This window comes from Campylobacter sp. LH-2024 (genome assembly GCF_048270605.1).
GTDB classification, from domain to species: domain Bacteria; phylum Campylobacterota; class Campylobacteria; order Campylobacterales; family Campylobacteraceae; genus Campylobacter_D; species Campylobacter_D molothri.
On sequence record NZ_CP168139.1, the window covers coordinates 388,753 to 407,586 of the forward strand.

24 protein-coding genes are annotated in these 18,834 nt (G+C 28.4%); 11 read left to right on the top strand and 13 right to left on the bottom strand.

What is annotated here, in order from left to right:
- Positions 1-44: 44 nt before the first annotated feature.
- Positions 45-440 (top strand): hypothetical protein, encoded by a 396-nt coding sequence (locus ACD570_RS02110; RefSeq protein ID WP_417904347.1) that lies wholly within the window; start codon positions 45-47, stop codon positions 438-440.
- Positions 441-455: 15 nt separating this feature from the next.
- Here ACD570_RS02110 and ACD570_RS02115 read toward each other — a convergent pair whose 3' ends face one another.
- The gene (locus tag ACD570_RS02115; RefSeq protein ID WP_417904348.1) at positions 456-986 is read right to left on the bottom strand and encodes a hypothetical protein; all 531 of its coding nucleotides are present in this window, start codon (positions 984-986) and stop codon (positions 456-458) included.
- A gap of 625 nt (positions 987-1,611) precedes the next feature.
- Between ACD570_RS02115 and ACD570_RS02120 the strand changes: the two genes are divergently transcribed.
- Positions 1,612-2,775: a tetrahydrodipicolinate N-succinyltransferase N-terminal domain-containing protein gene (locus tag ACD570_RS02120; RefSeq protein WP_200281215.1), complete on the top strand. Its 1,164-nt coding sequence runs from the start codon at positions 1,612-1,614 to the stop codon at positions 2,773-2,775.
- Between the two features lie 99 nt (positions 2,776-2,874).
- Here the strand turns inward: ACD570_RS02120 and rplQ are convergent, their stop codons facing one another.
- The 7 genes from rplQ to infA form a co-directional block, all read right to left on the bottom strand.
- On the bottom strand, positions 2,875-3,228 hold the full coding sequence (rplQ, locus tag ACD570_RS02125; RefSeq protein WP_134237776.1) for a 50S ribosomal protein L17: 354 nt from the start codon (positions 3,226-3,228) through the stop codon (positions 2,875-2,877).
- Positions 3,229-3,231: 3 nt separating this feature from the next.
- Positions 3,232-4,245: a DNA-directed RNA polymerase subunit alpha gene (locus ACD570_RS02130; protein ID WP_200281219.1), complete on the bottom strand. Its 1,014-nt coding sequence runs from the start codon at positions 4,243-4,245 to the stop codon at positions 3,232-3,234.
- Positions 4,246-4,257: 12 nt separating this feature from the next.
- Positions 4,258-4,884 (bottom strand): 30S ribosomal protein S4, encoded by a 627-nt coding sequence (gene rpsD / locus ACD570_RS02135; protein ID WP_137620237.1) that lies wholly within the window; start codon positions 4,882-4,884, stop codon positions 4,258-4,260.
- A 27-nt stretch (positions 4,885-4,911) separates the two neighbouring features.
- On the bottom strand, positions 4,912-5,304 hold the full coding sequence (gene rpsK / locus ACD570_RS02140; RefSeq protein ID WP_002779544.1) for a 30S ribosomal protein S11: 393 nt from the start codon (positions 5,302-5,304) through the stop codon (positions 4,912-4,914).
- Between the two features lie 9 nt (positions 5,305-5,313).
- A complete protein-coding gene (rpsM, locus tag ACD570_RS02145; protein ID WP_002779545.1) occupies positions 5,314-5,679 on the bottom strand; it encodes a 30S ribosomal protein S13 in 366 nt (121 codons plus the stop codon).
- A gap of 2 nt (positions 5,680-5,681) precedes the next feature.
- Positions 5,682-5,795, bottom strand: a complete 114-nt coding sequence (gene rpmJ, locus ACD570_RS02150) for a 50S ribosomal protein L36 (protein WP_002781429.1) — start codon at positions 5,793-5,795, stop codon at positions 5,682-5,684.
- 169 nt (positions 5,796-5,964) lie between these two features.
- Positions 5,965-6,183 carry a translation initiation factor IF-1 gene (gene infA / locus ACD570_RS02155; RefSeq protein WP_002781436.1) on the bottom strand — a complete coding sequence of 73 codons (219 nt, stop codon included), beginning with the start codon at positions 6,181-6,183 and terminating at the stop codon, positions 5,965-5,967.
- A gap of 145 nt (positions 6,184-6,328) precedes the next feature.
- Between infA and ACD570_RS02160 the strand changes: the two genes are divergently transcribed.
- Positions 6,329-7,405: an NAD(P)-dependent alcohol dehydrogenase gene (locus ACD570_RS02160; RefSeq protein ID WP_337202189.1), complete on the top strand. Its 1,077-nt coding sequence runs from the start codon at positions 6,329-6,331 to the stop codon at positions 7,403-7,405.
- Here the strand turns inward: ACD570_RS02160 and ACD570_RS02165 are convergent, their stop codons facing one another.
- Positions 7,406-7,852 (bottom strand): lipocalin family protein, encoded by a 447-nt coding sequence (locus tag ACD570_RS02165; protein WP_200281222.1) that lies wholly within the window; start codon positions 7,850-7,852, stop codon positions 7,406-7,408.
- A gap of 130 nt (positions 7,853-7,982) precedes the next feature.
- Here ACD570_RS02165 and ACD570_RS02170 point away from each other — a divergent pair, with 130 nt between their 5' ends.
- Positions 7,983-8,570: an NAD(P)H-dependent oxidoreductase gene (locus ACD570_RS02170; RefSeq protein ID WP_200281225.1), complete on the top strand. Its 588-nt coding sequence runs from the start codon at positions 7,983-7,985 to the stop codon at positions 8,568-8,570.
- A 266-nt stretch (positions 8,571-8,836) separates the two neighbouring features.
- Here the strand turns inward: ACD570_RS02170 and tupA are convergent, their stop codons facing one another.
- Positions 8,837-9,646 carry a tungstate ABC transporter substrate-binding protein TupA gene (gene tupA, locus ACD570_RS02175; RefSeq protein WP_200281228.1) on the bottom strand — a complete coding sequence of 270 codons (810 nt, stop codon included), beginning with the start codon at positions 9,644-9,646 and terminating at the stop codon, positions 8,837-8,839.
- 91 nt (positions 9,647-9,737) lie between these two features.
- Here tupA and tupB point away from each other — a divergent pair, with 91 nt between their 5' ends.
- The 6 genes from tupB (at position 9,738) to ACD570_RS02205 (ending at position 15,696) form a co-directional block, all read left to right on the top strand.
- Positions 9,738-10,424, top strand: a complete 687-nt coding sequence (tupB, locus tag ACD570_RS02180; protein WP_200281230.1) for a tungstate ABC transporter permease TupB — start codon at positions 9,738-9,740, stop codon at positions 10,422-10,424.
- Entirely contained in the window at positions 10,425-11,405 is a 981-nt protein-coding gene (gene tupC, locus ACD570_RS02185) for a tungstate ABC transporter ATP-binding protein TupC (protein ID WP_337207051.1), read from the top strand.
- Positions 11,406-11,511: 106 nt separating this feature from the next.
- The gene (gene galU / locus ACD570_RS02190) at positions 11,512-12,336 is read left to right on the top strand and encodes a UTP--glucose-1-phosphate uridylyltransferase GalU (protein WP_200281236.1); all 825 of its coding nucleotides are present in this window, start codon (positions 11,512-11,514) and stop codon (positions 12,334-12,336) included.
- Positions 12,330-13,550, top strand: coding sequence for a glucose-6-phosphate isomerase (locus tag ACD570_RS02195; protein WP_200281239.1), 1,221 nt, complete (start codon positions 12,330-12,332; stop codon positions 13,548-13,550). The genes galU and ACD570_RS02195 overlap by 7 nt, the downstream gene beginning before the upstream one ends.
- A gap of 129 nt (positions 13,551-13,679) precedes the next feature.
- Positions 13,680-14,129, top strand: a complete 450-nt coding sequence (locus ACD570_RS02200; RefSeq protein WP_337199072.1) for a Dps family protein — start codon at positions 13,680-13,682, stop codon at positions 14,127-14,129.
- Positions 14,130-14,658: 529 nt separating this feature from the next.
- Positions 14,659-15,696: an ATP-binding protein gene (locus tag ACD570_RS02205; protein ID WP_239820120.1), complete on the top strand. Its 1,038-nt coding sequence runs from the start codon at positions 14,659-14,661 to the stop codon at positions 15,694-15,696.
- Here the strand turns inward: ACD570_RS02205 and ACD570_RS02210 are convergent.
- The 3 genes from ACD570_RS02210 to coaE are packed head-to-tail and all read right to left on the bottom strand — an operon-like array spanning position 15,693 to position 17,780.
- A complete protein-coding gene (locus ACD570_RS02210; protein WP_337207054.1) occupies positions 15,693-16,448 on the bottom strand; it encodes a glucosaminidase domain-containing protein in 756 nt (251 codons plus the stop codon). The genes ACD570_RS02205 and ACD570_RS02210 overlap by 4 nt on opposite strands.
- A complete protein-coding gene (gene dapF / locus ACD570_RS02215; protein WP_337198400.1) occupies positions 16,423-17,172 on the bottom strand; it encodes a diaminopimelate epimerase in 750 nt (249 codons plus the stop codon). The genes ACD570_RS02210 and dapF overlap by 26 nt, the downstream gene beginning before the upstream one ends.
- Positions 17,169-17,780 (bottom strand): dephospho-CoA kinase, encoded by a 612-nt coding sequence (coaE, locus tag ACD570_RS02220; RefSeq protein WP_200281250.1) that lies wholly within the window; start codon positions 17,778-17,780, stop codon positions 17,169-17,171. Before coaE ends, dapF begins: the two co-directional genes overlap by 4 nt.
- Before the next feature lie 60 nt (positions 17,781-17,840).
- Between coaE and purM the strand changes: the two genes are divergently transcribed.
- The gene (gene purM / locus ACD570_RS02225) at positions 17,841-18,830 is read left to right on the top strand and encodes a phosphoribosylformylglycinamidine cyclo-ligase (protein WP_200281252.1); all 990 of its coding nucleotides are present in this window, start codon (positions 17,841-17,843) and stop codon (positions 18,828-18,830) included.
- The last annotated feature ends 4 nt before the right edge of the window (positions 18,831-18,834 follow it).

Below are 18,834 nucleotides of genomic sequence, written 5' to 3' on the forward strand. Positions count from 1 at the left end.
ATCTTAAAAAGCTATAATTTAAAACATTTTAAGAAAGGAAAAAAATGAAAACAATTTTAAAAGGAATTTTAGCCTTAGGGCTAATCAGTTTTTTAGCGGGGTGCGGTGGCGATAGCTTAACAAAAGCAGAAAACAAGGACAACTCTCCTTTTTTTAATCCAGCAATTGAAAAAATCAAAAGTAAATATCCAAATTGTGAAATTTATGATTACACTTCAATTAAAAACTTAAGTCATGTTGATTCTAAAATTAGAAATTCACTTATCCAATTTTATACAAGAGAAAGTCAAGAAAAGCCACTTTCTGATTATAGTAAATATTTTTTAATTAAGACCAATGAAAATAAATACAAGATAATCGGTATTGACTGCTATAAAGAAAAAAACAATTCTATAAATTGCGACCCTGTTGAAACAAAAGATAGTAAATACCTTAATTAATGCGGATAATCCGCATTAATCATAACTTTTATTGTTTAAATCATTTAAATTTTCATTTTGCTTATTATTAACCTTACCAAAATAACTAGAATTATTATTTTTATTGATTATATTTAAATCATCTTTGATATTTAAAATTTCACAACCTTTCTGATACTCTTTAATCAAAAAAGGATTAATCTTTTTAGTGTTTTTATTTGAAAGTTCTAATTTTAAATTTTTAAATCTCAAGGAAATATTATCTTTTAAGAAGTCCTTATTGCTTTCTAAAGTTTTAAGGTAGTTTTCGTATTCCCATACTTCAGAATTTGATTTTTTAAGCAAATAAATTGCATTATCTAAGCTTTGTATTTTCTTTTCTAAACTAAAAATATTTTGTTTTTTGCCATTAAAGAGACTTAAAGAGATTAAATTTGCCTCCAAATTCTTTTTAATGGTATCATCTAAATTTTGATTATTTTTAGAAATAGAACTTCTAACTTTTAAGAATTCTTGATAATCTTTTTTTGATGAAATTTTTACATTTTTTATACTATCTGAAAACATTAAACACTAAGCGTTTTTAGTATTTTTTGATTTAGAAAAATCTTTTTTAATCTTTTAAAGGTTACTTAATAAAAATTCTCTGCTTTGCCTGAGACTTACTTTGTTTGTTAATCAAGTAAGGAATATCGTTATTGTTTTAAATATATTCCATTTTCTTTTTATGCTAGTATTAGACAAATCGTCTAAAAGTTTTGTAAGGATTTGTTTTAAAAAAGGATTTATTGAAATTATTGATATTATTTTTATGGGAAAACTTGTCTTTTTAATTTTTTTGTCTTTTCAAGTGGTTTTTCAATCTTTTTTCTAAAAAAGTTAGTAATTTCATATTGAAAAATTAGAGTAAGGTATAAATTTATAAAATGGTTATTTTAAAAAATTCATGAAAAGTATAAAAATAGCATTTTATATTATGGTTTCAAAAATTTTCAATCTAATAAAAAATACTAAAAAATTAATATTATTTTTTAGTATTGCTATTTATAAGATTTTAGCATAAGCTTAAAATATTTATTATTTAATTATTATTTGTAAAAATTTTTAGCTTTTAATTTAAAATAAGATTTCAAGTTTTATTTGATATAATCATTTGTCTAAAATTATAAAACAAATAACAAAAAGGAAGAAAATGTCGGTAAATACCAAAGAAGATTTTTTACTTTTAATCAAACAAATAGAACAAAAAAGTGGATATAAACAACCTAAAGCTTTTGGTATAGCAAGACTTGATAGAGGGCAAATTAATAAAAATAAAATCTTACAAGCAAGTTTTGCTTTGATAAATTATGAGCAGAATTTTAGCTCAGCTGCAGTTATGCTTGAATCTTTTATGCAAAGAGGAATCGAGATTGATTTTAATGCGAGTGAATTCACTCAAGTTTTAAAAATGGAAGATATTGAATTTGCTTTGTCTTGTTTTAAACCTTTTTTAGAGGAAGAAGGGCATAAAAATATTGACTTATTAAAATTAATTAAAGAAAAATTTAAAGATGATGAATTTGCCTTTGTATGTCTTTTTGAAGATAAAGAGCCTTTGAGTGTTGAAAGTGTTTATCTTAAGCTTTATTTACTTTCCACAAAAAAAGTACCTTTAAGGAGTATCAATTTAAATGGTGCTTTTGGACTTTTAAGTAATGTTGCTTGGAGTGATGATAAGCCTATAGAGCTTGATTATTTAAGAGAAAATGAAATGCGTTTAAAAATGACTAATCAATATCCAAAAATTGATTTTGTCGATAAATTTCCAAGATTTTTAGCACATATCATACCTGAAGATAACACAAGAATTTTAGAAAGTTCAAAAGTGAGAATGGGTGCTTCTTTAGCAGCTGGAACAACGATTATGCCAGGTGCTTCTTATGTGAATTTTAATGCTGGAACAACAGGAGCTTGCATGGTAGAGGGTCGTATAAGCTCAAGTGTAGTTGTAGGAGAAGGATCTGATATAGGCGGAGGAGCTTCTATTTTAGGAGTATTAAGCGGCACAAGTGGAAATGCTATTAGCATAGGTAAAGCTTGTCTTTTAGGTGCTAATTCTGTTACAGGTGTTCCTTTGGGTGATAATTGTATCGTTGATGCAGGAATTGCAGTACTAGAGGGAACTAAATTTTTATTAAAAGATGCGCAAGAACTCGCAAAGCTTAATCCAAATTTCACTTTTGATAAAGAAATATACAAAGGTTTAGAACTTCAAGGCTTAAATGGACTCCATTTCCGTCAAGACTCTACAACTGGAGTAATGATCGTTGCTTTAAATAAAAAAGCAGTCAAACTCAACGAAGCTTTACATTAAGATAAATTCTCAAGCTTGGCTTGGGATTTTTATGATAAAATTTTTTAGATTATTGTTTTAAGATAAGAAGTAAATCCTAGCTAAGAAGCTAGGATTTTATTAAGCTACAAATTCAATAAAAGCCATTTCAGCAGCATCACCACGACGAATTCTTGTTTTGATAATTCTAGTATAGCCACCATTTCTTTCTTTAAATTTTGGAGCAATTTCTGTTACTAATTTATTAGTAGCATTTTTATCTTGCAATGAAGCAAAAACAGCTCTATGTGCATTAAAATCGCCCAATCTTGCTCTTGTGATAAGTCTTTCTACATATCCTCTTAATTCTTTAGCTTTTGGTAAAGTTGTTTCTATTTTGCCACTATTAACTAAAGCTATCGTTAAATTTTTTAACAAAGCAGCACGATGAGATGAAGTTCTGCCAAGTTTTCTATATCCGTGTTTATGTCTCATTTTTTATCCTTCATTTTGTGCTTTTAATTCAGTGATTTTTTTGCTTAATATATCTCTGTTATCACTTAGTTTAGAAGTTCCTACAGGGAAACCTATACTTTCCATGATATTTTTGATTTCATCAAGTGATTTTTTACCTAAATTTTTAAGTCCTGCAAGTTCATTTACACTCATTAAAGCAAGTTCACCTATATAAACAACTCCTGCTTTTTCAAGGCAATTATAGCTTCTTGCACTTAAATTTAAGTCAGTAATATTTTGCAATAATTTAGTATTTTCTAACTCATTGCTAGTTGCTTGATTTTTAATAATGCTTCTAACATTAGTGATTTTATCAAATACTGATAATTGTTTATACATAGCTTCTAAAGCATTTTGAAAAGCTTCATTTGGAGTAATTTGTCCATCTGTAGTTATAGTTAAAACTACTTTTTCATAATCAGGATTATCTTCAAATAGAACTTTTTCAATATCATAAGTCGCTTCTCTTACAGGTGTAAAGAAAGCATCCAATGCGATAAATTTAGGATCATTTAAAAATTCTTTGATTTCTTCGCTTGGAACATAGCCAATACCCTTTTCTATAATCAAAGTAAATTTAAGATCTGCATCTTCATTGATAGTTGCTAAATATGCATCAGCATTTACCACTTCAACTTGATCATTGTTTAAATCTTTGCCATAAATTTCTTTAGGGCCTTTGAAACTAAATTCTACGATTTCTTTATCAGAATCATTTTTAATCTTAAAACGTAATTTTTTTAAATTAAGAATAAAAAGCGCAATGTCCTCAAACATACCACGCATACTATCAAACTCGTGTGATATTCCATCGATATGAATCGCGGTTGGAGCATAACCTACAGTGCTTGTATAAAGCAAGCGACGTAAAGGATGGGCTAGGGTAATCCCGTAGCCAATTTCAAAAGGCCAAGCGCTAATTTTAGCCACAGTATCGCTAATATTTTCTATTGTAAATTCTGTTGGCGTATAAGCGGATGTTGTAATTTTTCTCATATTTAGCCCCTATTATTTAGAGTAAAGCTCAACGATAAATCTTTCCTCTACCGGAATGACAACTTCTTCTCTTTCAGGTTTTCTTGTAAAAATTCCAAATCTCTTATCTTTTTCTACATCAACCCAAGCTACTATACCGGTTTGTGCTGTAAGCTCTATTGCTCTTGTAATTTGAGGATTATTTTTGCTTTTTTCTATAATTTCGATTTTAGCACCTGCTTCTACTCTAAAGCTTGGAATATCAACTCTTTTACCATTAACTAAAATGTGTCCATGAGTTACGAGTTGTCTTGCAAAACGACGAGTAGTTGCAAAACCCATTCTATAAACTACATTGTCTAATCTTTGCTCTAAAAGCTGGATAAGTAAAACCCCTGTATTTCCATCTTTTCTAGCTGCCTCTGCAAAAAGTCTTCTAAATTGCTTTTCGCTAACTCCATACATAAATTTAGCTTTTTGTTTTTCTCTTAATTGAAGTCCATATTCGCTAATTTTACCTTTTCTTGCTCCGTGTTGTCCTGGTGCATAAGGGCGTTTATCTAATGCACTTTTTCCTGCTAATCTTCTTTCTCCTTTTAATGCCAAGCTAACACCAAAGCGTCTTTCTAATTTTTCTACTGGTCCTCTATATCTTGCCATAATAATCTCCTAAATTTTTCTTATATCTTAGACACGACGACGCTTAGGCGGTCTACAACCATTGTGAGCTAATGGAGTGATATCCTTTAAGAAAGTAACTTTGATTCCTTCCATAGCGCCTACACTTTTTACAGCAGTTTCTCTACCGCTTCCAGGTCCTTGAACTTTTATGCCCACTTCTTTAATTCCGTGTTCTTTTGCTTTATTTAAAGCATCCTCTACTGCTTGTTGTGCTGCATAAGGGGTTGATTTTTTAGAACCTTTAAATCCTAAACCACCTGCACTACTCCAAGCAATTGCATTTCCCATTTCATCAGTTACTGTTACCATAGTATTGTTAAAAGTTGCACTAATATATACAATACCTTTTGCTATATTTTTTTTAACTACTTTTTTCTTTACAATTTTTCTTTTAGCCATTTTTTATCCTTATGATTTTGCACCAACGGTTTTTCTTTTACCCTTGCGAGTTCTAGCATTTGTTTTTGTTTTTTGACCACGAACAGGTAAACCTTTTCTGTGTCTTAAACCTCTAAAACTTCCCAAATCCATAAGAGCTTTGATATCCATAGCAACTTGTTTTCTAAGATCCCCTTCAACCATATAGTTTTCTTGGATTTCTTTTCTAATTGCCGCTGCTTCATCTTCGCTAAGTTCATGAACTCTTTTATCGTAAGAAATTCCAGTTTTATCAAGAATTTTTCTTGATGTAAAAAGCCCTATACCATAAATGTAAGTTAGTCCATACTCAATTCTTTTTTTCTTTGGTAAATCAACACCTGCAATACGAGCCATGTTTATCCTTGTCTTTGTTTATGTTTTGGATTTTCGCAAATAATGCGAACTACGCCTTTACGGCGAACTACTTTGCACTTGTCGCACATCTTTTTAACAGATGGTCTCACTTTCATGAGCGTCTCCTTGATTAAGTAAATTCCACTTGATTTACGACTGCATCAGGTTTTATGAATAACCAACTATTTTTAAAATAAGTGGTGAATTTTAAAAATACTTCTTTCATAGTTCGATACGAAATGTCGCAAAAATGGTAATTTTATCGAAAAAAAACTTTTAATTAGCTTATTTATATCTAAAAGTAATACGTCCTTTATCAAGGCTATAAGGTGTGAGTTCTACTTTAACTTTGTCACCAGGCATGATTCTTATATAATGCATACGCATTTTTCCTGCAATATGACAAAGAATAACATGTTTATTGTCTAATTCTACTTTAAAATTTGCATTAGGTAATGCTTCGAGCACTGTTCCGTCTATTTCTATTACATCATCTTTTGCCAAAAGTTTTCTCCTTGTAATTTTTAAAATAATATGAAATATTTTATCAAAAATTATTAAAAATTTTACTTATTTTTCGTTATTTATCATTTGATATTTTTTTGATAGAATAAAAATAATTAATCTTTTAAAAAGGAGACGAATAATGATTGATTACAAAATTTTAGATAATGGAAGAATTTGTAGTAAAGGCTATGCAATGCTTGGTAAAGATACAAAATTTACTCCGTTTGAATTTACGCGTCATGCTATAGACGATAATGATATTTTGATCAAAATTTTATACGCAGGAATTTGTCATAGTGATGTACATACTGCAAAAGGTGAGTGGGGTGCAACTGTTTATCCTTGTGTTCCTGGTCATGAGATCGCTGGAGAAGTTATCGCAGTTGGTAAAAATGTGAATAAATTTAAGGTAGGTGATTATGCAGGTGTAGGTTGCATGATAAATTCTTGTGGAGAATGTGAAGCTTGTAAGCGCTCTCAAGAACAATTTTGTGAAAATGGAAAAACAATTTATACCTATAATAGTAAAGATATTTTTCATAATAATGAAATTACCTATGGCGGTTATTCTAATAATATAGTTGTGAGTGAAAAATTTGCAGTTTGCGTTCCCAAAGATGCTCCTCTTGAAAAGGTTGCTCCTTTGCTTTGTGCAGGTATTACGACTTACTCTCCTTTGAAATTTTCTAAAATTAAAGAAGGATCTTTTGTTGGTATAGCAGGTTTTGGTGGACTTGGAATGATGGCGGTAAAATACGCTATTAAAATGGGTGCAAAAGTGAGTGTTTTTGCAAGAAATGAAAATAAAAAAAATGATGCTTTGGCAATGGGTGTAAGTTCATTTTATACAAGCACGGATAAAGATGTGGTTAAAGAGCGTTTTGACTTAATCATTTCAACTATTCCAACACCTTATGATCCTTCGGTTTATCTTGACTTAATTAAATTTGGAGGAGAAATGGCTATAGTGGGTCTTCCACCTGTTGAGTATAAAATAGGAATTAAAATTAATGATTTAATTCATAAGGCAGGTAAAAGAGTTTATGGATCCTTAATAGGTGGAATAGCTGAAACTCAAGAAATGCTTGATTTTTCACTTAAAAATAAAATTTATCCAGAAACCGAGCTAATCACTCCACAAGAAATCGATAAAGCTTATGAAAATTTAACTTCTGGAAAAGCAAAATTTCGTTATGTAATCGATATGACAAAAGAATAATCAGCGATCAAAAATCAGATCGCTGATATCAAAATTTCTTTCTTTGGCTATTTTTAAAAGTTCTTGCAAAGTTTTTTCATCTAATTTTTCTCTTGCTAAAATCCATAGATATTTTTTATTAGGACTTCCAACAATAGCCACTTTGTATTTTGTATCAATGAAAATAATTTCATAATTGGTTTTATTAAAAAGATTCATAAAGAAGTTAAAACTCACAGCTAATTTGCGATTAGCATTTAGCTTTGCTTTACCTTTGATGCTTGAAATTTCATTTTCTTTTTGGCAAAAATTTTCTATTTCTATATAAGGAGTTTCGCCTTTGTATTTTAATGTGTATTTAGCCTTTGAGTTTTGACAAGTTTTTTGAAAAAAATTTGGCTTTCTGGCGATTTCAAGCCATTCTCCCATATAATTTTGCAAATTAATATCGCCAATAAGTTCTATCATGGTTTATCCTTTTTTGTGATTTTTATCTCATTCATACATAGTTTCTAGGATAAGACTTTATTTTTTGCATTGACTATTGTTTATAGTTAAAATATAATTTTAGCATAAAAATTAATTAAAAGGAGTGAATATGAAGACGATATTATTACTTAATGGAGCAAAGGAATTTGGGCATTCAAAAGGAAAACTTAATCTTACTTTGCACAATCATGCTGCTAAAATTTTAAATGATTTAGGATTTGAAATTTTACAAACGCATATTGATCAGGGTTATAATGCACAAGAGGAATTGGAAAAATTTTTAAAATCTGATGTGATTATTTATCAAATGCCAGCTTGGTGGATGGGTGAACCTTGGATTGTAAAAAAATACATCGATGAGGTTTTTACCGCAGGGCATGGCAAACTTTATGCCAATGATGGAAGAAGTCATGAAAATCCTGCAAAAAATTATGGAAAAGGTGGTTTAGCTAAAGATAAAAAATATATGTTTAGCCTAACTTGGAATGCACCTATTGAAGCTTTTGATGATAAAAATGAATTTTTCGAAGGTAAGGGCGTGGATATGGTGTATTGGCACTTGCATAAGGCTCATGAATTTTTAGGTATGAAGGCTTTAGAAACTTTTATATGCAATGATGTTATAAAAAATCCACAAGTTGAAAAATACTTAAGTGATTATGAAGTACATTTAAAAAGAGTTTTTAATAAAGACTAAGATATTAAAACTGATTATTTTTAAAAAAAGTTTGCAAAATTTAAAATATCAAAATTTAAATTTTGCAATATCAATCATAATTATTCTTTGAATTTTTAGCAAATATTTGCATAAGTAAAATTTGTTTAATTTATTGAAACAAAAAGATTGTTTTTGTTGAGATTTTTGGTTTTGTAAGGTTTGGTTAAATTTTTATAGAAATATTTTATTTTTATAGTTTGAAAATTTGTTAACTTTTTACTTAAGCAAGGATTTCCTTGCTTAGTTTATTCTTTTCTTGTTTTAGCATCTACTATAAATAGAGGTTTATAAAGCAATTTAAATCCGCCAATAAAACTTAAAGTATCATCACTTGTAAGCCAATTGATAAATTTTTTTGCTTGAGTGTAATTAACATTTTTACAATGTTTTGGATTTACTGCAATCACAGAATAAAAATTTTTCAATCTATCATCACCTTCATTGACAATAACTAAATTTGGTTTTCCTTTTTCATTAAATTCATACTTGATATAAGTGCCACGATCGGTTAAAATCACTCCTTTTTTCTCTTCAGCGATTTTAATACTTGCAAGCATTCCTTGTCCGCTTTGTTGATACCAGCTTTCTTTTTCTGGAACTTTGCCTATACTTTTCCATAAGCTTTTTTCTTTATTATCAGTACCTGATTTGTCCCCTCTTGAAATAAAAGTTAATTTTTCATCTCTTATAAGCTTTAGGCTTTCTTCTAAATTTTTACCTTTAAATTTTGGCGCTAAAGATTTATCTGCAATAATGATAAAATCATTATACATTACAGGAGTTCTATCAATGCCAAATCCTTTTTTTATAAATTTCTTTTCAGCTTCTGGAGAATGAACAAAAAGTACATCTGCATTACAATCTTCACCCATTTTTAAAGCTGCTCCTGTGCCAACAGCAACCCATTTTAAGGTATTGCCAGTTTCTTGCTTATAAAGAGGCTCTAAAGCATCAAGTAAACCAGTATTATCGGTACTTGTTGTAGTTGCCATCCTTAATTCTGCTGCTTGAATATTTAAAGCCAAAAACAATCCTAAAAATATCGTTTTTTTCATTTTTTTCCTTTAAGAATTTTTAAAAATCAATGTAGAAATATTTTAACATAAATTATGCTAAAATTTCTTAATTTATTTTTTGGGTTGCGTTTTGGAATATATTTTTGATGGTTTTAAACAAGCTTTATTATTGTTGTTAAATGCTGATGATAGTGTAATTTCGGCTATAAAAACAACTATGTTAAGTTCTAGTGTATCTATTGTTTTGGCTTTATTGGTTGGCTTTCCTTTGGGTTTTGTTTTGGGATTTTTTAATTTTAAATTAAAACGTTTTTTAAGACTTATAGTGGATACCAGTCTTTCTTTTCCAACGGTAGCTGTGGGATTGATTTTATATGCTTTGATTTCAAATCGTGGTCCCTTTGGTGAATTTGGCCTACTTTTTACTATAAAAGCTTTAATTTTAGGCCAATTTATACTGGCTTTACCTATAGCAATAGCTCTTTTTGCCAATTTGGTTGAAAGCATTAGTAAAAAACAATTATTGCTTATTAAATCGTTTCATTTAAATTCTATAAAACTTATCATGATTATCATCCATGAGTTAAGGTTTTCTCTTATTAGTGTTATAGCTTTAGTTTATGGGCGTATTGTGGCTGAAGTTGGTGTAGCTATGATAGTAGGTGGAAATATCAAATACGACACAAGAACAATTACAACAGCAATTTCTTTAGAAACTAATAAAGGCGAATTTGCTAGCGGCATTGCCCTTGCTTTGGTTTTAATCTCAATTGCTTTTATTTTAAACTGTATTATTTATAAATTAAAAAGGCGTTGAGTGATAGAACTTAATAATTTTAATTTTAATTATGATCAAAAAAATATTTTAAATATTAAAAAATTAGTTTTAGATACTAATAAAATCAGCATTTTAATGGGTTTAAATGGAAGTGGTAAATCCACGCTTTTAAGAATTCTTAAATTTCTTGAGGGAGATTTTGAAAATATTTCTTATTTTGGAAAGACATATTTAAATTCAGATGAAAAGCGTCAAATTTATCTTCTTTTTCCAGAGCCTGTATTCCTTAATCGTAGTATTGAAAAAAACTTTTTATTTCTTTTAAAAACTTATAAAATTGACTTAAAAGAAATAAAAAATCGTATTGATGAAACTTTTAATTTACTTGAGATTGATAAAAACTTGCTTAAAAAACACCCTAATGAGCTTTCCTCAGGACAAAGTCAAAAACTTGCTTTTGCTTTAGCTTTAAGTGTTCGTGCGAAGTATTATTTATTAGATGAGCCTAGTGCTTTTTTAGATCAAAAAACAGCTATTTTATTCAAAAAAGCAATTTTATTTATGCAAAAAACTTATAAAAGTGGTTTTTTAATTGCAAGCCATGATAAAGTTTTTTTAGATTCTTTAGCACAAAAAAGATATTATTTACATTCTGGTGAAATTTTAGAATTTGAAAATACTAATGTTTTTGATCTTGAAAATAAAGGAATTTATTTTGATCGTTTGATAGATTTTAGTTCTTATATGAAAAAAAATTCAAGTAAAATAGCAATAAATCCCTATAAGATTTTTTTTATAAAAGAAAAAAATAATTTAAACCATGATTTTGATTTTATAATTTATCAATGTTTAATTATAGCTTTGAGAACTAGAAAAGATTTTGTTTTTGTGCGTATTAAAATTCAAGATAAAATTTTAGAATTTGCCTTAAGTCAAGATCAATTTAGCAAGAGTGATTTAAATTTATATGATGAAATTATTTTAACATTTAATCAAGATGCTATTTATTTTTTAGATTAACATAATTTTTGTAAAATCGCTTTTTAAGATTGGAATTCAATTTTAATTTAAAAAATATTTAATAGAAAATCATTGTTGATTTTAATTTAAAATAAAAAGGATTGTTATGCTTCAAACTTGTATTTTTCCTGCGGCTGGTTATGGGACTAGATTTTTACCTGCTACAAAAAGTTTACCCAAGGAAATGTTGCCTATACTCACTAAACCTTTAATCCATTATGGAGTTGATGAGGCTTTAGAAGCTGGAATGGATAATATGGGTTTTGTTACAGGAAGAGGTAAAAGAGCTTTAGAAGATTATTTTGATATTTCTTATGAATTAGAACATCAAATTTCTGGAACAAAAAAAGAATATTTACTTAAAGATATTAGATCTTTGATTGATCAATGTACTTTTACTTTTACACGCCAAAATGAAATGCGTGGTTTAGGAGACGCTGTGCTTAAAGGTAAGCCTTTAGCAGGGGATGAAGCTTTTGGAGTTATTTTGGCTGATGATTTATGTGTAAATGAAAATGGTTTAAATGTGATGGCACAAATGGTTAAGATTTATGAAAAATATCGTTGTACTATTATCGCTGTTATGGAAGTACCAAGAGAACAAGTTTGCAATTACGGAGTCATAGCTGGTAATACAGTAGAAGAGAATTTAATCATGGTAAATTCTATGATAGAAAAGCCTGATCCTGATGAAGCTCCAAGCAATTTAGCTATTATTGGGAGATATATTTTAACTCCAGATATTTTTGGAATTTTAGAAAATACTCAAGCAGGTAAAAATGGAGAAATTCAACTCACTGATGCGCTTTTAACTCAAGCAACCAATGGTATGGTTTTAGCTTATAAATTTGAAGGAAAACGTTTTGATTGCGGTAGCGTTGAAGGCTTTGTCGAAGCGACAAATTATTTTTATGAGAAGAGTAAATGTTAAAAAATTCAATTTTTTTTAAAAAGGTAGAAGTTTCTACCATTACCTCTTATGCATATCGTATTAATGATGAAGTTCAAAGTGGTGAAATAGGATATTATCATCTTTTTAATACTAGTTTACCGCTTATCGAGGAAAGTTTAGAATTTATTAAAAAGCAAGATCATATTAGAAATATTATTTTAATTGGAATGGGCGGATCAAGTTGCGGGGTTAAAGCTTTAAAAGATATGCTTTTAAATCAAAAAAGTAAAGATAAAGAACTTTTTATACTTGATAATACGAGTACTTATTCTTTATTTTCTATATTAGAAAAATTAAATTTGGAAGAAAGTTTATTTTTAATTACAAGTAAAACAGGCAGTACTATAGAAGTTGTTTCACTTTTTAAATTAATTATTGATTATTTTAAGATCGAATTTTCTAATTTAAAAAAATATTTTATCTTTGTTACAGATGAAAATTCTAAACTTCATCAAGAAGGTGAAAATTTAGGCATTAAAAGTTTTTTTATCCCTTCAAATGTCGGCGGACGTTTTAGTATTCTTTCAGCTGTTGGCATAGTGCCACTTTGTTTTTGTGGTTATGATGTGAAAGCTCTTTTAGAAGGTGCCAAGGCTTGTTTTGATGATTTTTTTATTTATAAAAAAGAAGAAATTTTACAAAAAGCTTATCATTATTGTACGCATAAAAATGCAAATATAAATGTGCTTTTTTCTTATGATGATATTTTTAAAGGTTTTAATGAATGGTATATCCAATTGATTGCAGAGAGTCTTGGAAAAAAACAAGGTTATAAGCGTATAGGTCTTACTCCTATTGCTTTAATAGGCGCAAGAGATCAACATAGTTTTTTGCAATTAATCATGGATGGTCCTAAGAATAAAACCATCACTTTTTTAAAAGTAAAAGATAGTGAAAAATCGCCTATAATTCCTGATATTCATTTTAAATTTTTAGATTCTTTAAGCAATAAAGTCAATTTACATGATCTTTTAAATGCGCAATGTGATGCTACAATGCATGCTTTAATTTCTGAGAATTTAAGCGTAGATGTTATAGAAATAGAAAAACTTGATGCTTGGCATGCAGGTTATTTGATGTATTATTATGAACTTTTTACTTCAGCTTGTGGCATAATGCTAGGTATTAATACTTACAATCAACCTGGTGTTGAGGTGGGAAAGTTGATTTTAAAAAATATTTTAAAATCTTAACCATTTTTTAATTAAAAAGAGTATAATAGTTATTAAGATAAATTTATGATATAAATTTTTAACTAATAATTATTATTATTTAAGAATTTTATGTTATAATTTTAAAAAAATAAAAATAAGGAGTTAAAAATGTCAGTTGTTAAACAATTATTACAAATGCAAGCAGATGCTCATCATTTATGGATTAAATTCCATAATTATCACTGGAATGTAAAAGGTTTGCAATTTTTTTCAATCCATGAATACACAGAAAAAGCATACGAAGAAATGGCAGAACTTTTTGATGATTGTGCTGAAAGAGTTTTACAACTTGGCGAGAAAGCAATTACTTGTCAAAAAGCTTTAATGGAAAATGCTAAAAGTCCCAAAGTAAATAAAGATTGCTTTACACCAACTGAAGTAATTGAATTAATCAAGCAAGATTATGAGTATCTCTTAGCTGAGTTTAAAAAATTAAATGATACTTCAGAAAAAGCAGGAGATACTACTACAGCTGCATTTGCACAAGAAAATATTGCAAAATATGAAAAAAATCTTTGGATGCTTAGCTCTACTTTACAAAACTCTTGCAAAATGTAATTAAAAAGGGGTTTTTACCCCTTTATGATTTTAATACCTTTTAATTTATCGTCTAAAAAATCTTTAGCTATTTAAGAATTAAATTCTTTTGATTTTGGGAATATTTGGAGTGATTTTTTAATTTTAAATCGTAAAATTCCCAAAGCACAATATTTATCTTTATGTTATTTTTATAAAAAACTCAAATCAAAATTTCATTTTAAAAAATAATCATAATAGGGCATTCTTTAAGTGAATATTTGGCGCAAATTTTTATGGCACGTCTAGGCTTTGCTATAAAATTTATACTTTTCAAGCTCCAAAAATATATAATTCTTATCATTTTTATACGCATCATTTAGCTAAAGATCAAATTTATTGGCATTTGTTTTAATTTTGTTCAAGCTTTACATTTTAAAACAGGAAATAAGATAGTGTTAAATTTACGAATAAGGTTACATCATCCAAAACTTTATCCCTAGTTATTTATAAAGTTTTAAAACTTTTATGAAGAAAGAATTATTATAATATCCTTTTTAAAAGGAAAAAAATGAAAGTATTGAATTTTTTCTATGAAAATGCACCTAAATTTGAAATGAACTATGAAAGAAAAGTGCAAATTTCACAAACCAATATTATTCTTAAAGGCCCTAAAAAATCAGGTAAAAAAACTTTAATTTTTAATTTTTTATCCCGATTTAAACCTGAAGAAATTTTATTTTTAGATTTAAGTGATATACGTTTTGAAAAAGAGAGCTTAAAACAACTTGGAAATTTTTTACAAAATCATAATCAAATTAAAATTCTTTGTCTTTATGATATTGATTTTATTTTAGATTTACAAGATATAAAAATACCTATTATAGTAAGCACAGATAAAAAGGATTTGCATTTTAAAGATTTTAAAGAACTTTGGCTTGATTATTTTGATTTTGAAGAATTTATAAGTATCAATAAAAAAAATTTACCCATTAATCATCTAGTAGGGCTTTTTTTGCAGACTGGACGCAGTGAATTGAGTCAAAAAAATGAGCTTTTAAGGCAAAACTTTAATTTTTTAGAGCTTGAAATTCTAAAATATTTAGCTAAAAATTTAGGACAGCAAATTAGCATTTCTAAGTTATTTTTAGAGCTTAAAACAAAAATAAAAACTTCAAAAGATAGCGTTTATCATGCTATAAAAGAACTTGATAATAGCTATATTATTTATCCTATAATGCATGATGAAAAAAAACTTCAAAAGATTTATTTTAGAGATTTTGGTCTAAGAAATAATCTTTGCATTTATAAAGATTTTACACATTTATTTGAAAATGTAATTTTAAATGAGCTATTTAAATTTCAAGAAGATTTTTTTTATAATAAATATTTTCATTTTTTTAGTAAAAAATTAAAAATCGCTTATATTTCTAGTCCAACTTTGGATATTGATTTAATTAAAATTCGTGCAAGAAAAATTGTTTCTAAAGCTTTAGAATTAGGAATTTATAATGTGATATTTATCACGCTTTCAAGTGAAGAAAGTTTTTTGGAGCAAGGAGTCAAATTTGAAATTTTACCTTTTGATAAATTTGCACTTGGTTTTTAATTTTTAAATAAATCTAAACTTGGCTTGGAATTAAGATTGTCATATTTTTCAAGATGATATTTATTCATAACTTTTGTTACGATATCGATATAAAAGTCTTTACGTTCTGAATAAGCATGCAAGGTTTTTATGGCTTCAAAGCCTTTTATAAGTTTGCCTTCTTGCATATCTTGATATCTTGCTTCTCTAAAATTAGCATAAGCAAAATGTCTATTTAAATTTAAAACATAAGAATCAACACTATCTTGTAAAGAATCAAAAATTTTAATTTTATGTTTTTTATTAGGATGTCTTAAATCAGGAATCAGACCCTTATCTCCCCAAGTCCATTCCCCAAAAAGATTATTAGCTTCTCTTGCAAAACGGCTAGTGCCAGTTGAACTTTCGACTAAAGCTTGTGCTATACCCATAGATTTTGGAACAGGAGCAATTCTTTTTTTATATTCATGATAATCAAAGAGATTTTGTATACGATATTTTTCTTTAAGTTCTAAGAGTTTGGCAAAGGCTTGTTGATTAGCTAATCTAAATCCATTTTGAAATTCATATTTAAAAAATGCATTGATGAAGTCTTGCTCCTTAGCAATTTCTTTAAAACTTTCATCAAACATTGCATTCATTTTAACAAAAAAAACTTGCCTTCTTTCTTCTATGCTTAAGTTATAATAATCTTCTCCAAAACCATCTACCAAATTTGATGTAGCAAAAATTTGACTTAAAAAAAGACTAAGAAAAATTATAATTCGCCTCAAAACAGTATCTTACCTTTCCTTTAAAAAACAATTCTTCATGATCTAATCTAAAATTAACTTTTTCTCCACTTTTTGGAATCACACTTGCCTTATTTTGAATTTTTTGTTCTAAAAATGCAAGATAAAAACAAGCTCCCATTCCTGTTCCACAAGCTAAAGTTTCATTTTCGACACCGCGTTCAAAGGTTCGCACCTTTAAGGAATTTTGATCCATGATTTTTGCAAAATTAACATTTGCATTATACTTTTTTCTCATTTTTTCACAAAGCATGATATCAAATTCATCTAAATTTTTACAAAAATGTACCAAATGTGGCACCCCAGTATCGCAAATTTGCCAAGTTTTTCCAAATTCTTCAAATGGTTGTTTTATGTTTTTAACTTTTCCAAATGAAATTTCTACCAAATCATTTTCAACTTCAGCCTTGATCACACCTGCTCCAGTTAAAAAAGTCATTTTTGATGGTGTTTTATTGATATGATGTGCAAAATGTGCTGCAGCTCTTGAGCCATTACCACACATACTCGCATAAGAGCCATCATTGTTGTAAAATTCCCATTCAAAATCATATTTTTCATGAGGCAAGATCACGATAAAACCATCTGCACCTATGCCTTTATAGCGATCGCAAATTTCTTTGGCTAATTCACTTCTATCTTCTTTTTTATCAGCATTTGCGATAATAAAATCATTGCCATTGGCACAATATTTATAAAATTTCAAATTATTCCTTTGGAGATTTTTTTAATTGTTAGTATACATTCTTTTTCAAAATCGGCATAAGAGCTAGTATTTTTTATAATCAAATCCGCTTTTTTAAGCTTTTCTTCGATATCCATTTGTGTATAAAGTCTTTTTTTGGCAGCTTTTAAATTTAAATTATCTCTTTTCATAAGTCTTTCTAGGCTTAATTCTTTAGGAGAGTAGATTAAGATGACTTTGCCTAAATTCTCATAAGCTTTGCTTTCAAAAAAAAGTGGAATTTCAACGAAATAGGGTTTATTTTCTTTTTCTAAAATTTGCATTTGTTCTAAAATTCGTGTCCTGATTTTTGGGTGAGTAAAATCTTCTAACATTTTTTTTGCCTCTTGATTGCTAAAGATGATATCGCCAAGAACTTTTCTATCGATTTTTTTATTTTCTTTTAATAATTTTTGATTTTTTGTATTGAATTTTAAAAATATTTGTGCAAGCTCTAAAGAGTATCGATCTAAAATTTCATGAGCGATTTCATCTGCGCTGATGCTTTGAAATCCCATAGAATTTGCAATTTGTATAAAAGTGCTTTTGCCGCAAGCAATTGAAGCGGTTACAAAAAAAGCATTCTTCATCTTATGCCTTATTAAAACTTTTTTCGTTAAAATAACTTTTTATTTCTTAAAGGAAAATTAATGAAAATTTCATACGAAGATGCCGGGGTAAGTATAGATAATGGTAATGCTTTTGTTGAAGCTATAAAGCCACTTGTAAAAGAAACTTTTAATGAAAATGTTATCGGCGGCATAGGATCTTTTTCAGGTGCTTTTAGAATGCCAAGTGGCTTTAAAAAGCCTGTGATGTTAAGTGCTACAGATGGAGTTGGGACTAAACTTCGTTTAGCTATAGATGCAAAAAAATACGACACCATAGGGCAAGATTTGGTTGCGATGTGCGTAAATGATCTTATTTGTAATTTTGCTACACCTTTATTCTTTTTAGATTATTATGCTACAGCTAAGTTAGAAGTGGATGTCGCAAAAGTCGTTGTTGAAGGGATCGCTAAGGGTTGTAAATTGGCAAATTGTGCTTTAATTGGCGGTGAAACTGCTGAAATGCCTGGAATGTATGCAAAAGATGATTTTGATCTTGCGGGTTTTGCTGTAGGTATGGCTGAAGAAGATGAAATCGATCGAAGCAAATTTGTAAAAAATGGCGATATTTTATTAGCACTTCCAAGTTCTGGACTTCATTCTAATGGCTATTCTTTAGCTAGAAAAGTGCTTTTTGAAAGTTTAAAAATGAAGTTTGATGATAAGGTGGAAGGAAAAAATTTAATCGATGTTTTATTGGAGCCTACAAGAATTTATGTGCGTGAATTTCTTACTTTAAAACCTTTTATCAATGCTTTAGCGCATATTACCGGTGGGGGCTTGGTTGAAAATTTACCGCGTGTTTTACCACGTGGAATGGGAGCGATTATCCGAAAACATCATCTTAAAACCCCTGAAATTTTCTATACCATAGGCGAAGCGGTTGAAGAAAGTGAAATGTATAGAAGTTTTAATATGGGTGTTGGTTTAGTGATGGTGGTTGATCCATCAAATGTAAGTAAGGTTTTAGAGGCAAGTGATGCTTTTATCATCGGTGAAATTGTGATCAATGAAGGTATAGTTTTAGAATAATTTT

What these genes read in the sequence shown, in the direction of transcription:
- rpsD (WP_137620237.1), bottom strand. Translation starts at nt 4,884, where the DNA reads ATGGCAAGATATAGAGGACCAGTAGAAAAATTAGAAAGACGCTTTGGT.
- ACD570_RS02120 (WP_200281215.1), top strand. Translation starts at nt 1,612, where the DNA reads ATGTCGGTAAATACCAAAGAAGATTTTTTACTTTTAATCAAACAAATA.
- rplQ (WP_134237776.1), bottom strand. Translation starts at nt 3,228, where the DNA reads ATGAGACATAAACACGGATATAGAAAACTTGGCAGAACTTCATCTCAT.
- rpsM (WP_002779545.1), bottom strand. Translation starts at nt 5,679, where the DNA reads ATGGCTCGTATTGCAGGTGTTGATTTACCAAAGAAAAAAAGAATTGAG.
- ACD570_RS02110 (WP_417904347.1), top strand. Translation starts at nt 45, where the DNA reads ATGAAAACAATTTTAAAAGGAATTTTAGCCTTAGGGCTAATCAGTTTT.
- coaE (WP_200281250.1), bottom strand. Translation starts at nt 17,780, where the DNA reads ATGAAGAATGCTTTTTTTGTAACCGCTTCAATTGCTTGCGGCAAAAGC.
- ACD570_RS02115 (WP_417904348.1), bottom strand. Translation starts at nt 986, where the DNA reads ATGTTTTCAGATAGTATAAAAAATGTAAAAATTTCATCAAAAAAAGAT.
- ACD570_RS02170 (WP_200281225.1), top strand. Translation starts at nt 7,983, where the DNA reads ATGAAGACGATATTATTACTTAATGGAGCAAAGGAATTTGGGCATTCA.
- ACD570_RS02165 (WP_200281222.1), bottom strand. Translation starts at nt 7,852, where the DNA reads ATGATAGAACTTATTGGCGATATTAATTTGCAAAATTATATGGGAGAA.
- purM (WP_200281252.1), top strand. Translation starts at nt 17,841, where the DNA reads ATGAAAATTTCATACGAAGATGCCGGGGTAAGTATAGATAATGGTAAT.
- ACD570_RS02200 (WP_337199072.1), top strand. Translation starts at nt 13,680, where the DNA reads ATGTCAGTTGTTAAACAATTATTACAAATGCAAGCAGATGCTCATCAT.
- ACD570_RS02130 (WP_200281219.1), bottom strand. Translation starts at nt 4,245, where the DNA reads ATGAGAAAAATTACAACATCCGCTTATACGCCAACAGAATTTACAATA.
- ACD570_RS02195 (WP_200281239.1), top strand. Translation starts at nt 12,330, where the DNA reads ATGTTAAAAAATTCAATTTTTTTTAAAAAGGTAGAAGTTTCTACCATT.
- rpsK (WP_002779544.1), bottom strand. Translation starts at nt 5,304, where the DNA reads ATGGCTAAAAGAAAAATTGTAAAGAAAAAAGTAGTTAAAAAAAATATA.
- rpmJ (WP_002781429.1), bottom strand. Translation starts at nt 5,795, where the DNA reads ATGAAAGTGAGACCATCTGTTAAAAAGATGTGCGACAAGTGCAAAGTA.
- ACD570_RS02205 (WP_239820120.1), top strand. Translation starts at nt 14,659, where the DNA reads ATGAAAGTATTGAATTTTTTCTATGAAAATGCACCTAAATTTGAAATG.
- galU (WP_200281236.1), top strand. Translation starts at nt 11,512, where the DNA reads ATGCTTCAAACTTGTATTTTTCCTGCGGCTGGTTATGGGACTAGATTT.
- tupA (WP_200281228.1), bottom strand. Translation starts at nt 9,646, where the DNA reads ATGAAAAAAACGATATTTTTAGGATTGTTTTTGGCTTTAAATATTCAA.